Source organism: Streptococcus sp. HSISS2 (genome assembly GCF_000448665.1).
In the GTDB taxonomy this organism is placed as follows: Bacteria; Bacillota; Bacilli; order Lactobacillales; family Streptococcaceae; genus Streptococcus; species Streptococcus raffinosi.
In genome coordinates this window covers 2,342,233-2,354,533 of sequence record NZ_CM002133.1, presented here as the reverse complement: position 1 = coordinate 2,354,533, position 12,301 = coordinate 2,342,233, and the positions used below count along the sequence as shown (strand labels likewise).

The following is a 12,301-nucleotide window of genomic DNA, read 5'->3' as shown; positions in this document are numbered from 1 at the left end:
CGGAAAGTCGTAGCTCAGTGTTCTGTTTTGTTCTATTTTGACCAGTACCATATATTCCTTGTTCCAAAGTCCTCTTGGTGTTATCACAGCTTCTGCATGTAGCTACTACGTTTGAAATTTCAGTTCTAAGTTCTGGAGCTATTTCAACGGGTGTTACGTGGTCGCCTATACGTGCGTCTGGTGTGGTCACACCCAACGCTAGACAGTACTGACATAGATAGTTGTCACGTTCCAAAGCTATCCTACGAATAGATGACCAAGTCTTCGAGCGATAGAATGCGTAGCGTTCCTTGCTCTCATCATCTCGGTTCCTTACTCGTGTGTTGTATCTTGTCCGTGAGTATCTCTGTCTCTCCTCTGTGTATGCTGCTTCCATGTCCTTGTGTGTAGTACAGTAGTGTGCTGGTCTCTCTGTTAGAGCATGGCATCCATCTGCCTTGCATCGTCTGACCATCGGCATGGGTATACCTCCTCTCAGATAAATAAAAGAAGAACACTAATGTGTCCTTCTGATTCGATAATACTATATTACCATGACTAGAGTATGATGCACTATAGATTAGTATAGACTAGTGCAGATTAGTCCAAATACTTCTCAGCTTGTCTTAGCTTCACATAGTAGGTAGCTTTACTAAAGCCCATGCGGTCACATATCTGCCAGATATCCAGCTGGTCTATATATACCATCTGGAGCAGGGATCGTGCATCTATATCCCCCACCTCTGCGATTTGACGGCGGAAGTCTAGTTTCTGCTTGATAGCTTCAGCAGTAAACCGTTCTACTTCCTCCCTAGCCGTCATAAGTTCTACATAGATATCATCCTTGCCCTTACGTTTGCCCCCTTGGACCATATCAGTCTGCATAGCACTAGCCGTTACTTTTAGCGCTTGCGATTCCAGTCGTTTAATCTGTTCTATCTGACTGTCAATATATTTATCAAGCGCTTTGATTCGTTGCAGTCGTTCCACTGTTCTCATAAATACGTTCCTTTATGGTATAATAATATTATTAGCGTTTGAACAGTCCTAGGCATTAGTCTGGGTCTTTTTTATTACAAGCATAAAGAAGGATTAGGCTACCACCTCCCATACGTTGTATTTAGCCCTGCCACCAGCTATGCAAGGCTAGGGTAACAAAAATAAAAAAGGTTCCTCGATTCTAATTGTTTATTTAACTGGTAATAGCTAGTGAGGGAGTCGAACCATCACAAGCCCATTGCTAACGCTGTATACAGTGCACGTTTAACACTAGCCTTATCACGCCCTAAATTCCCTTTGGTACGATATTCAAGAGTGATACGGTCAACTTCACTATCTAGACTCTCTGGCCACTCGTAGTGATTGAATGCATATTTAGTTATCTCACTGAATAGCTCTCTGGATAGCAACCCTTCTAACTGAATCACCTTACGAGGTGTCAGATTAACATGTTCTACATAGAGTGCATTGATAGCACTGTAGATAGTCTTAGCTTCTTTCTTCGTGCAACCCTTAATTTCCATGATATGAGCCACAATGCTGTTTGGATAAGTAGCTCTTAACGCTTCTACTTCCTTGCGATAACGTTGAAACAGTTCCTCGGTAAGCCCTGCATTGGTCTTATCGACTTCTTGTCGACCTGTGCCAGGTTTGCCAGAATAGTGCTCTGACAGATAAGCTTGCAAGTCGTTTGCCAAGTTTTCTGAGATGAACTCTCGCATATCGTCTAATGTTGAAGGTGATAGTCTCGAACGCTCTTTAACTACATTGTCGAATCTCTGGAAATATTTCCTAGCTTGATGACGGTCACACTTTTTAACCTCTTGAATGTGCTTGGTAAGCGTTCTTTTGTGTTTTAATCTCAGTGTGTTAAATTCAACCACTAGTTGTTGGTGCAGTTTCTGAGTAAGGCCTGCATATTGGTAAATAGTCATGTCCTCACCTCTAATAGTTCTGGATTCTCCCATATATTCCCGATGATTGCGAATTCCACTGAATCTCCTTCTAGCAACTCTACCATCGGGACATCTTCGTTATCTTCAAAATCATGGAACATTAAAATGCCTATCTTTCTATTTTGGAAAACTTTTGCAGTTATTGGCGTTTCAAGGCCTTCCAAATTTATAGCAATAATATCCCCCTCGAAGATTTCCTTGCCATTCTTGTCTTTGAGGCCTGTTGATTGCATTAAAACGATGTCATTGAAATCGTAGCGACTTGCTCTCTCAAAAAAGAGTGTTTTTACGCAAATTTGTTTCTCTTCGAAATCGATATACACAATATCGTCAGCTTCATACATGGTTTTAAAATCCTTATCCCACGCTCTAAATCTTGGTATCATTGTCCTCTCCCTTTCTAAGCCTCTGCTACTGGAAAGTGGATTCCCCCGATAACAAGAGAGGCCACGCTGTAATAATAGCCACCATTTCCGTCATTAGCCTCACATTCAGCTAGGGCTATTGGGTTCTGGTTATGATAAATGGTAACCGTGTTCGTACTAGTAGTTTCCCCCCAATCGCTTTCCTCTTTTACTTGTTCACCAATTTCAACATCAGTAATCACGGCGTCAAGTAATACATCTTGAAACTCCCCGCCCGCATAGGCACAGCAATCACTTTCAGACATTTCAATAGTGACCCTTGTGCCATCTTCAAGTAACAGAAAATCTTTATCCCATTTCACGATACGCTTGTAGAGTAGCAACTCTTTAAGCTCTTCCAATGAGCCATATCTTGCATTTTTCCAATCGGGCTCGTAGTAGTTTGGTAGTTTAATAGTTTCTGTCATCTTAATTACCTCTTTCCTTCAAATAGCTGGGAATATCATCCCCAATGTTCACGCTGTCATATTGCTCCTTACTTACCAGAAACTTGCCATACGCCCCACAATCGAGCGTGTAGAGCTTGCCTACCATGGATTTTCCAGTGACCTTGCCATGTAGCTCCACTGCGTTGTCTGCCTTATGGATAACCACGGTGTCGATAGGTCGGTTGACTATGCTGATTGCTGTTCTAATATTAATCACCAATGATAGCACTAGCAGAATTGTGGCTACTATTAGCTGATTCTCTCGTTTTGAGGTCTTCTTCCTTAACGAATGTTCCATTTACCATTTTTCCCTTTCTGTTTTTGATTTCCTCATAAGCAACGCTTAGACACTCAGTCACATCTAGGTCTAATTGATGTACCAGCACGATAATCGTTACTAGCGTGTCACCGATAGCGTCTTTGAGTGCTGCTTGCGGTTCCGTGAATTTAGTCGGTTTCAAGAGTACATCCCGAATTTCTCCCACTTCCTCAGTGATTCGCATCCACTGAATCTTAGGGTCAGCTTGCTTTAATCCACGGCTATCTGCCCAATGGTTGATTTTATTTATTAGGTTGTTCATTTTTATATACCTTCCATAGCCATGCTACTAGCAACATTTCTGATGCAACTAGTAGCCCTAATACGATTACGAGCAATATTTGGATAATACCCTCAAACATTATTCCACCTCTTTAGCTTTCTCTATTTCGTCCGATATAAATATATATGGCTTTGCTACATGTAGAGATTTGGGGAATAAATCCTTCTCACCAAAATAGCTTAGTGGGACATCCGATAGATGTATCGATGTCACGTCCTCATCTATCTCTTGGACATAGTCGATTTTTTCAACGTTAATCAGAATTCTATGTTTCTCACCGCCGAAATTAAAAGGCGTTACTTCGAGAAATCTTGCCATTTATCATTCCCTCCCTCCAAACAGCGTGCGCCAAGCGTAAACCACAGCTACGACCATCAAAATGCATTTAATCGTTTCCATCGTCCACCTCTTTCACTTCCACGCCTTCGCAGTCGAATACCCAGCCGAAATCAGCTTCTTCTAGCTCTTTGCGAGTGTGCTTGGTTCTGTAACTTCCAGTTTCGTTATCTGATGCGAGAAACCAGTATTGATTATCTAAATTTCTATTGAGGTATCTACCGTATCCATCAACCCCTTTTACTCGAACCGTGTATCTAGGCTCTTCCTCGACCTCATATCCAAATTGGCGCATGTTGACAATGGTTATAATAGGCTCGGTTTCTTTTTTACCCAATTTTTGAAATCATCGTCTTCTTGGTCATCCCAATTAGAAAAATAATCCCATAATTCATAGTCGCAGTCATCTTTATGTTCCTCATACCAATCCGCCACGTACTTCGGAACTACTGGCTTAGGAATAATTGAATCATATAAATCCTCAGCATGGGCCATTGAAAGGTGCCCTACTGTTGCCAATTTCTGTACTGCTTCATCTCTTTTCATCATCGTTAGTTCTCCTTGTAAATAATCAGTGCTGATATATCATACGTTCTGCAAAAGCCATGCTCATAGATTGCTACCGCCACGTTAGATTGATATTTAATATCAATAATTTCTATATTTGGTTTTTTGCAAGAAAATCATTGATTAATTTATCAATTCCTAGATGGTTAAGAGTGTCAGTTTCCTCACGTAAACACTTCGTTCTAATCATCAATTTCCACCATTTCAACCTTATATTTTCGTGCGTTGCGATATTTCAATCTCAATCTGTGCAATTCATTAATAGCGTCGTTCTTATTGCTGAATACTTGCTCGCTGTCTTCCATGTTGTCGTAGTAAACTATAACTTTGTATTTCATGTCATTCCTCGCTTTTATCTATGTAGATTACTGTTGCTGTGTATTTTACATAAACGCCATCATCCTCCCAATCCACAGCCAACTTCACATCTATCAGTTCTTTATTTTGACTTTCAATCCACGTATTAATTTCTTCGTCAAGCGTGTCACAGTTATATAGTTTGCTAAAAAATTTTACTTTTCGCATAGCTCCATCATTCCTTTCAATAGTTCTTCATCCGGCAATTGCTCCAACGTTAGAATCCGGTTGAGTTTCTTATTCCCAATACCTAATTTCATTGCTACTGCGCCGTTCTTTTGATGCGTGGTATAAAACCAGAGTCTAAAAAACTCTACATATTCTAATACCGTTACCGGTTCGTATGGCCGTAGTGCGTATTTAACACCAGCCATACGGTCATTCCATCGTTTTACCATTGACTATATCCATAGCCTCCTTAACACTCCTTGCCACACCTACGAGTGCTCCTCGCTTTCGCATGGCATCCATAAATTTCTTTTGGTCGTCTCTCACTCGACCTTTTTCATTTTTCACTTCGATGAAAAATATCTGTCCGTCTGGCCTAAATCCAAATAGGTCACAAAAACCTTTCGGTGCTCCAGTATCAAACCAACGCCCGTCCGCCATTCTGACCTTACCAACGTTAATTCGAAATACCATATAGCCAGCTTTTGATAATTCCACTCGAATTTGGTTTTGAATTAGTGATTCAGTAGCCATTCCTTATAAATGCTCGCAATCTGTTTTTCAGTGTACGCTTTGCAACGCTGCTGGAATAAACAGTTACGCAAAGTGTCCAAGTAAACTACGTCACCTTTTGTATCCCATTTATCAAACGGGTCGTCAATAAACAGTTTTGTTTCTTTATCGAGGTGTTCGTCAAAGAAACCTTTCAACCATTGTTTCTTTTCGAGCGTGGCTTCTTTGTTGTCTTCGTATTTGATAAACGCAACAATATGGATGCCACAATCTTCCTCGGTCCAAAAAACCCTCCCCATGCTTTTCAAACCACACTGGAATAGCATTGCACTGGACATCGAGAACTGTTGCTGCTTCAGAGAACTCTTTGATGTAGTTGCTGATATTTTCATTAGGTTCGTTTATTTGGTTGATTTCTAAGTATTGAATTTCCATTTTTTCTCCTTTCGGTTATTTCGAGGTAATAACCAGTTACATGTACTTGTAACCACCATAAACCCTTATATATCAAGGCTTTCAGCTGTTTTAGTTACTTGGTTATGTTACTTTTTGGAGTCTCTCTCTATATATATATTTATTATTTATTTATTTATTTTAATATTAGTAAAAGTAGTAACTAAATAACTAAAGCAACCGAAAACCTTGCATTTTCAAAGGTTTTGACGGTTACTAGTAGCGATAACTAACGGTGACTAAGTAACCATTACCACTACGGCAGCTTTCTTCGCTTCGTTTTCATCCCACTTAAAGTTAAAGTCATACCAATAATCTGGCTTATCTTTAACCGGGTTGAAAAAATTAAGCGGTTTCTGTCTATCTTTAACCCACCCAACTGGCAAATTCTGTGCTAACTCTTTCTCAAAATTAGATTTCTTAGGTGCTGTGCGATTACCCTCATGACACCATGAGCGGTACACATCCCATAAGAATCTAACTGGAATACGAGTAGAAACAACATCCGACAAGTATTCATTAAGGAATTTGTAAACCGTGTTATTTTCTTCCTTAAACTCTTGCATGCGTTCTTGTGTCGCTTTTGGTTCATTGAATCGGTCGAAATCTAGGTTGATTGCTTTCCAAAGCACATACTCCAAAACTTCTTTGCGATTGATATAATTATCCTTGATTGCCCAATTATCATCATTGATACCAAATGTTTTCTTGAATGGGATAATCACGATGCGTCGATATGTCCCGTTCGATTTATTTTTAAACACCGGCATAGCGTTGGTGGATTGGATAACCGTCTTCTTAAACTGTGCTAAGTAGGGGTTCTCTCCTTTCTTTTCAATCGAAACAGGTTCACCAGTAACGACTGAGTTAAAGTTGGAAGATTCATCCACATAAATACCCGCTTGCACATCGTCCCCGATAATTACCGTCTTACCTTCGATAATGGCAAGACCGAAACGCTCTGAAAACTGGTTAAGTTTCAATGGTGCTACGTTTTTTAGACCTACCAGATTACTAATGAGTTGCTGGAAGGTACCTTTACCATCATTACCGTTACCGACCAACCAGATAGATTTACGGTAAGAGTGGTTGCCGTTAAGCGATGCTGCGATAACTTGCCAAAGTAGTTCGACAAGTTCACTGTCACCACTCATAAGGTCTAATAACCAACTATCCACATCCCAACCGTCAATGATTGGTTTTGGTGCATTCTCGACTAATTCTGTTTCAATGGTACTGAAGTTGATAAACTTATAGTCAAACGATAGCAGTTTCTTCTTACGTTTATCATAGATACCATTCTTAACGAGAATAAAACGCCTTACATCTCGATACTCTGGTTCAAAATCCATACGCATGCGGTTATATTCGTATTTCCTACTCATGTTTGATAGTAAAAATAGAACATTACGGCATTTCGTTTCATTGAATGTAGGCTCTAAAATATAGATAAGCTGGTAGGCATATCTGTAATCTTTTTGGTAATACCCACGCTCTGGATCGTATAGGGCTACTTTCCCATTTTCGAGGGTCACAACATGGTTGTATTTATTTAATCCTTTAGCTACTGCTAATTCTGGCAACGCCTTGGGTTCGTTTTTATCTGGATTTTTTCCTTAAATTTCTCGAACCACTCGTTTCGGTAGGATTTCAGCTTATTCTTAATTCCTTCCTTGCTACTAGGCTTCCCTGGAGATAGACTAGCGTTTACGAGTTGTTCTCGGTAATAATCGAAATCAATCGTTGTCAAGTCCACCCCTCCTTATTTCTTTATCTAACATGCTCTTGAATGTCCTTTCAAATTCTTTGTCATCCAAAGGCTCTTGGGTGTTGTTGTTTGCCATCTTTGCGAGATGATAAGTAATTTCTGGGTCAACACCTCGAAGGAGTAGCCCACCGACAAATTCGGCAAGGGCATTATTTCGCCCTCCTTGGTCTCCAAAACCTAACAGTATGCTTTCAAAAAGTTTAGCTGTCTTCGTGCTACCAGTGTTCCCACTAGCAAACGATGATACTTCATACTGGATAGGCTCTGGTTTCATTTTTTGCAATACCTCAATCAATTCAATGGGTGCTTCTGTGATACTTCCATCTTTTGGCGAGTGCACCATATCCCATTCATAGTAGCCTTTGGAATTGTTGGACGGTGGAACTAAAATATAATTATTGACATGGGCTTTAATATCTACCCCCTCAATCATCCCTATATTTTGAGATATAGGATGATTAGGGTCTTTTTTAAGTAGATATGCCGTCCACCGCTAGGCGTGGTAGCTTGCAAGGTTCTTGGAATCAATCTAGCATGCTCCCAATTCCTTAGATTAGCTAGGCCATCCACATCGCCGTGCATGTCAACATCAATGACGAAGAAGGTATCAGTCCTTAGTGCTATGTTAGCGTCTGGATTGTCTCGCCAAATTCTGCGAATGTCATTTTCAGTTAGCTTTGGTTTGTCTGCGAATGCTATGAGTGGTGTTTTGCCACTCTTTGAAATAGGTATTACAGAATAGCCCATTTTTTGATAGTTGATTGCGTAATCAACCATCTCCATAGTTAGAATGGGAGATCAGCGTCTGAAATCTCAGTGCTTGCTGCTGCGATAGGTAGCTCGGTAACTTCCATACGCTTAACGTTTAAATTTTCGTAGGTTTTGCCTTGCCATTCAGATTTTTCATTCTTAACAGTAACCTTAAGAGCTTTGCCTTCGAGTTGGTTGAGGTAGTCTTCCAAACTTGTGAATTTAGTACCGTCTGGGATGCCAGCAGCTTTAGCAAGGTTCATGATAGAGCCGACTGGATATTTTCCATCTTCTTTTTTGCAAAGATGCGATGGAAAATAATGTTGTTTTGGAAGTCCTGTTGAAAGTCCTTGCGAATACGGAAACGGATGTCTAGGAAGTCTGCACCACCTTGGGTAGCGTCTTGTTTTGCTAGATCGATAGTAACCTCGTAAGTACCATCTTTGATAGTTCCAAATTCTTTGGCTTGTGAATAGTCAATTGTAAACATAGTTTTTTATCTCCAAATATTTCTATTTTTTTGTTGATGATAAACCCAGCCGGGCTTATATCCGTGTTGTTTAGCGAACTCTTTGAGTTCTTCTACTGTTTGGCATTGGTCACTAGTAACGAATGTTTCAACCTTACTAGCAACCTCTTGCCGTCGTTCTTCGAGTTCTATTTCTCGAAGGATTTCAATTTCTTCTTTGGTAGGCTGATTCTCATGGCCACATAGTGGGCAGATACGTTCAGCGCTCCAAAATGTTGCGTAACATTCACCACACGTTCGTGTAGTAGGCTCACCTAGTTTAGCTTTCTGTTTCTTCTTGCTCACGCCGCTCAACGACCACTCTCGGTCATCGTTTGGCAATCCGTGCCTATCAACATTCCCAACGTGGTCGATGATGATGGCTGTTTTCCCATCTCTAGGATTTAAAGCCCTCATGGCAAACTGCAAATACAACGATAGCGATTGAGTTGGTCTTAGCATGATACAAACATCCACGTTTGGAAGGTCAATCCCTTCAGTGAATAGCTCGCAATTTACCATAATTGTAAGTTCACCATCTTTAAAGGCTCTCATTGCCACCTCTCGCACCTCTGGTGGCGTTTTGCCACTGATTGCGATAGAAGTATAACCTTGCTCGTTAAACGTGTTAGAAACACTCTCAGACGCTTCTATGCTATGTGTGTATACTATGGCTTGTTTGCCTTTGGCTAACTTTTCATAGTGAGCTATGACATCTCCATAGATCACACGCTTCATTGTGTCGTCTACGGATTTCTTAGTAAATTCTCCACCACGGTTTTTTAGGTTTGTGGTGTCGATTAAAGAAGGGGCATAATATTTAAACGGTGCGATATTCCCATTCTCTTGCAGCCATTTCACCGACTTACCGAGAACGATGTCGTCTGCGATATCATCAAACCCACTACCATCTAGTCGGGCTGGTGTGCCAGTAAACATGAGAACAACGCTGTTAGTGTAGTATTCGATAATTTTGAGGTAGGTCTTAGCTTTAACATGGTGTGCTTCGTCAATTAAGATAATTGATGGCTCTGATATTCTATCTAGGTTGCGTGCTATCTTAGTCACGCTATCAATGGTTACAAGTTCCATGTCAACGCCATTTTTTTGAAAGTATTAACGACTTGCTCGTTAATCTCCTTCCTATGACTAAAGAATAGAACAGTATTACCTTTATCTGTGGCACCTTTGGCGATATGAGCCATGACCACGGTTTTACCGCTCCGTGGTGGTGACTGCACCATGATGTGCTTATTACCCTTTAGGATCGATTGCTTGATACCATTAACAAGCTCACTCTGGTAGTTCCTTAGTTCCATCTAAGTCACCAAATTTAAAGAGATCTTCAATCTTGCAAGCCGTTCGATTATCAAGACGATTCTTAGCATAAGTCCCTTCACTACCTTCCAAGATAAGCCCACGGGCACCAGTTTTAGCATTAACCACGATACGACCAACGACATCGGTAAGCCCTAGCAATTGGTTTAGCACGCTTGCTCTAATCTGTGGCACGTACTGGGTTAAAATCTGACCAGTTTCCAAGTTGAGTTCGTGAGTGTCTTCCCACGCTGTCACATAAATATTGATAGGCTTGGTATAGATTGCAGTCAACACTCGAAGGAAGTAGTTGGTCCATTGCGAGTAGTGTTGTAGCTCGTTACTGATACCATTCTTTGATTTTCGACCTTGCTCAATAAACCAATCTGATTGAAAACTTGAAATATTATCGATAACAAGGTTGTCATAGTCTTTAATCAAGTTATCTGCTTGAGTTAAAAACTCATTGATGAATTCTGTTGGATGCTCACGGTCAAAATCAATGATATCCACGTTTTAGTTCCGGCTAGCACCTTGGAAGAATTATCCAACGATAGCACCAAGGTTTTGCCTTGCATATTTTTGATAAGGGTTGTTTTTCCTAGACCAGCTTTCCCGTAGATCAGTATGCGCCAATTCTTAGTACGCTGGATATCTGTTGCTTTAGTAATTTTCATCGAATACTTAAATTACTCCTTTCTTCAATGTGAGCACCTCGAATGGTTGAGCCACTCTCCAAGAGTTTTTTAATTTCTTTCTTATCCGGTTTGTAGCTAACGATTTGATATTTTTTAGGCAATTTATCTTCATCGACTACTACTGCTTTGGATTTGCGGAAACCGACTTTAAATAACGTGGTTTCTAATTTATCGTGTTGAGTTAAACGCATAGCGTCTGAGACACTGCTTTTAATTCTTTCAACCGATTTTTCTTCGCTTGATTTCAAGGCTTGCAGTCGCTTGATTTCAGCCTTATAGGCCTCAATCCTAGCATCTTTATTTCGAATAACCTTGATACAGTTTTCAATTTTTTCTGAGAAATCATGTTCCCAATCAATCGAATCCAAGGTGTCAAGTTTTGTTTCATCATCGACATCCATTTCATCGATTTCTAGGAAAATTCCCGTTAATTCGTATAGTTTTGCCATGTTTTTTATGCCTGCCCTTCCACTACTTCTGTCTTGTTACTTCGCAAATATTTCTAGGAGTGTTTTGATATCATCTTTCTTGAGTCCTTCACGCTCCGTGCGTTCGAAGTCCGAGCCGTCAAGTTTAGTTACATTGTATTCGACTTCTACGATAAGCACTTCACAGTCAAACGCTTCAGCGAGCTTGTCGAGATTGTTTTTTGTTTTTCGTAAAACTCAATCGGTAACTGTAGTGCTTTCCAAAGACAGTCGTCAAAAACTGCTTCAAACACTATGCTTCCTTTGTCCTTGTAACTTTTAAGAAATCCATCTTTTTTAGCGCTGTAAAATACGACTTGTTTTTCTGTTTGTTTCATGATATATTCTCCTTGTAAATGTTATTTCTTGCACAGGCCCTTACCTGTGCTTTTTTTAGTGCTCTCAACGTGCACCCATCGCCCCACCGCTTCATGTTTTTTTAAAAGATAAGTGTGTGGAAAAGTAAATTATAATTTGGGGTATTAAAGTATATGCTACACTCCACGGCAAGGCTATGGCTACACGCTGAAAGATTGATGTCATTTGCTATATTTCTGTTTAAGCCGATCTTGTTTTTCCTCTGGAGTCTCTACGACTTCAAAGAAGTAGTCTTTTTTTGGGGGCTTCTTTTTGCCAAATAGGAATTTTAATAGATGTTTCATATTATCCTTTCACTTGATCTAATGGTAGTCCATGAGTCTTGTTGTATGAATGGATTTTGTCATCAATCATACGATAAGGGCGGTGTACGATTGATTCTGCTTGCTTGTTTGACCAAATCCAATTGATAAGTTTTTCATGTTTAATTCCTTTCCATTCCCTAACCGCACTAGAGAACTAGTGAGGATTTTTCATAGATTTTTAATATATAAGGAGACAGTCATGAATATCGAATCGTTGTTTATAGTTTTTAATAAGTTCTGTTTCCTCACTAGCTAACTGCTACGGCTAGGGGTGTTAAGCTAGGCAATCTCTTGCCAGTGTGCGTTAAACCAATCTCTGACGGGATC

The 12,301-nt window shown here is 40.2% G+C and carries 17 protein-coding genes and 4 pseudogenes; all 21 read right to left on the bottom strand.

The window, feature by feature from the left end:
• On the bottom strand, window positions 1-454 hold a 454-nt coding region (locus HSISS2_RS11245), incomplete at its 3' end, for an HNH endonuclease (protein WP_240472029.1).
• Between the two features lie 125 nt (window positions 455-579).
• Window positions 580-978: a DUF1492 domain-containing protein gene (locus tag HSISS2_RS10490; RefSeq protein WP_021146647.1), complete on the bottom strand. Its 399-nt coding sequence runs from the start codon at window positions 976-978 to the stop codon at window positions 580-582.
• Window positions 979-1,205: 227 nt separating this feature from the next.
• Window positions 1,206-1,913, bottom strand: coding sequence for a DUF1340 domain-containing protein (locus HSISS2_RS10485; RefSeq protein ID WP_021146646.1), 708 nt, complete (start codon window positions 1,911-1,913; stop codon window positions 1,206-1,208).
• Window positions 1,910-2,320, bottom strand: a complete 411-nt coding sequence (locus tag HSISS2_RS10480; protein ID WP_042767160.1) for a YopX family protein — start codon at window positions 2,318-2,320, stop codon at window positions 1,910-1,912. Before HSISS2_RS10480 ends, HSISS2_RS10485 begins: the two co-directional genes overlap by 4 nt.
• 14 nt (window positions 2,321-2,334) lie before the next feature.
• Window positions 2,335-2,766 (bottom strand): hypothetical protein, encoded by a 432-nt coding sequence (locus HSISS2_RS10475; protein ID WP_021146644.1) that lies wholly within the window; start codon window positions 2,764-2,766, stop codon window positions 2,335-2,337.
• 1 nt (window position 2,767) lies between these two features.
• Window positions 2,768-3,085: a DUF1372 family protein gene (locus HSISS2_RS10470; RefSeq protein ID WP_042767158.1), complete on the bottom strand. Its 318-nt coding sequence runs from the start codon at window positions 3,083-3,085 to the stop codon at window positions 2,768-2,770.
• Window positions 2,997-3,368, bottom strand: coding sequence for a Phage DNA-binding protein (locus HSISS2_RS10465; protein WP_021146643.1), 372 nt, complete (start codon window positions 3,366-3,368; stop codon window positions 2,997-2,999). The genes HSISS2_RS10470 and HSISS2_RS10465 overlap by 89 nt, the downstream gene beginning before the upstream one ends.
• Window positions 3,369-3,467: 99 nt before the next feature.
• The gene (locus HSISS2_RS10460; RefSeq protein ID WP_042767157.1) at window positions 3,468-3,707 is read right to left on the bottom strand and encodes a hypothetical protein; all 240 of its coding nucleotides are present in this window, start codon (window positions 3,705-3,707) and stop codon (window positions 3,468-3,470) included.
• 67 nt (window positions 3,708-3,774) lie between these two features.
• Window positions 3,775-4,062, bottom strand: coding sequence for a DUF1642 domain-containing protein (locus HSISS2_RS11520; RefSeq protein WP_205617846.1), 288 nt, complete (start codon window positions 4,060-4,062; stop codon window positions 3,775-3,777).
• A complete protein-coding gene (locus HSISS2_RS11515) occupies window positions 4,032-4,274 on the bottom strand; it encodes a DUF1642 domain-containing protein (RefSeq protein WP_021146642.1) in 243 nt (80 codons plus the stop codon). The genes HSISS2_RS11520 and HSISS2_RS11515 overlap by 31 nt, the downstream gene beginning before the upstream one ends.
• A gap of 357 nt (window positions 4,275-4,631) precedes the next feature.
• On the bottom strand, window positions 4,632-4,817 hold the full coding sequence (locus HSISS2_RS10450) for a hypothetical protein (protein ID WP_042767156.1): 186 nt from the start codon (window positions 4,815-4,817) through the stop codon (window positions 4,632-4,634).
• Complete coding sequence (locus HSISS2_RS10445) at window positions 4,805-5,023, bottom strand: hypothetical protein (RefSeq protein ID WP_134981468.1); 219 nt, start codon at window positions 5,021-5,023, stop codon at window positions 4,805-4,807. The genes HSISS2_RS10450 and HSISS2_RS10445 overlap by 13 nt, the downstream gene beginning before the upstream one ends.
• 4 nt (window positions 5,024-5,027) lie before the next feature.
• The gene (locus HSISS2_RS10440; protein WP_042767154.1) at window positions 5,028-5,351 is read right to left on the bottom strand and encodes a VRR-NUC domain-containing protein; all 324 of its coding nucleotides are present in this window, start codon (window positions 5,349-5,351) and stop codon (window positions 5,028-5,030) included.
• Window positions 5,333-5,722, bottom strand: a complete 390-nt coding sequence (locus HSISS2_RS10435) for a hypothetical protein (protein ID WP_205617856.1) — start codon at window positions 5,720-5,722, stop codon at window positions 5,333-5,335. The genes HSISS2_RS10440 and HSISS2_RS10435 overlap by 19 nt, the downstream gene beginning before the upstream one ends.
• 300 nt (window positions 5,723-6,022) lie before the next feature.
• Window positions 6,023-7,366, bottom strand: coding sequence for a phage/plasmid primase, P4 family (locus HSISS2_RS11235; protein ID WP_021146640.1), 1,344 nt, complete (start codon window positions 7,364-7,366; stop codon window positions 6,023-6,025).
• Window positions 7,367-7,519: 153 nt separating this feature from the next.
• Window positions 7,520-8,328: pseudogene (locus tag HSISS2_RS10420) on the bottom strand (bifunctional DNA primase/polymerase).
• 8 nt (window positions 8,329-8,336) lie between these two features.
• Window positions 8,337-8,791, bottom strand: a pseudogene (locus HSISS2_RS10415) (DUF669 domain-containing protein).
• Between the two features lie 6 nt (window positions 8,792-8,797).
• Window positions 8,798-10,128 (bottom strand): annotated as a pseudogene (locus tag HSISS2_RS12140) (DEAD/DEAH box helicase).
• A pseudogene (locus tag HSISS2_RS10405) lies at window positions 10,103-10,803 on the bottom strand (AAA family ATPase). Before HSISS2_RS10405 ends, HSISS2_RS12140 begins: the two co-directional pseudogenes overlap by 26 nt.
• A complete protein-coding gene (locus tag HSISS2_RS10400) occupies window positions 10,800-11,273 on the bottom strand; it encodes a siphovirus Gp157 family protein (RefSeq protein ID WP_021146632.1) in 474 nt (157 codons plus the stop codon). The pseudogene HSISS2_RS10405 and the gene HSISS2_RS10400 overlap by 4 nt, the downstream one beginning before the upstream one ends.
• Before the next feature lie 146 nt (window positions 11,274-11,419).
• Entirely contained in the window at window positions 11,420-11,629 is a 210-nt protein-coding gene (locus HSISS2_RS10395; RefSeq protein ID WP_021146630.1) for a hypothetical protein, read from the bottom strand.
• Between the last annotated feature and the right edge of the window lie 672 nt (window positions 11,630-12,301).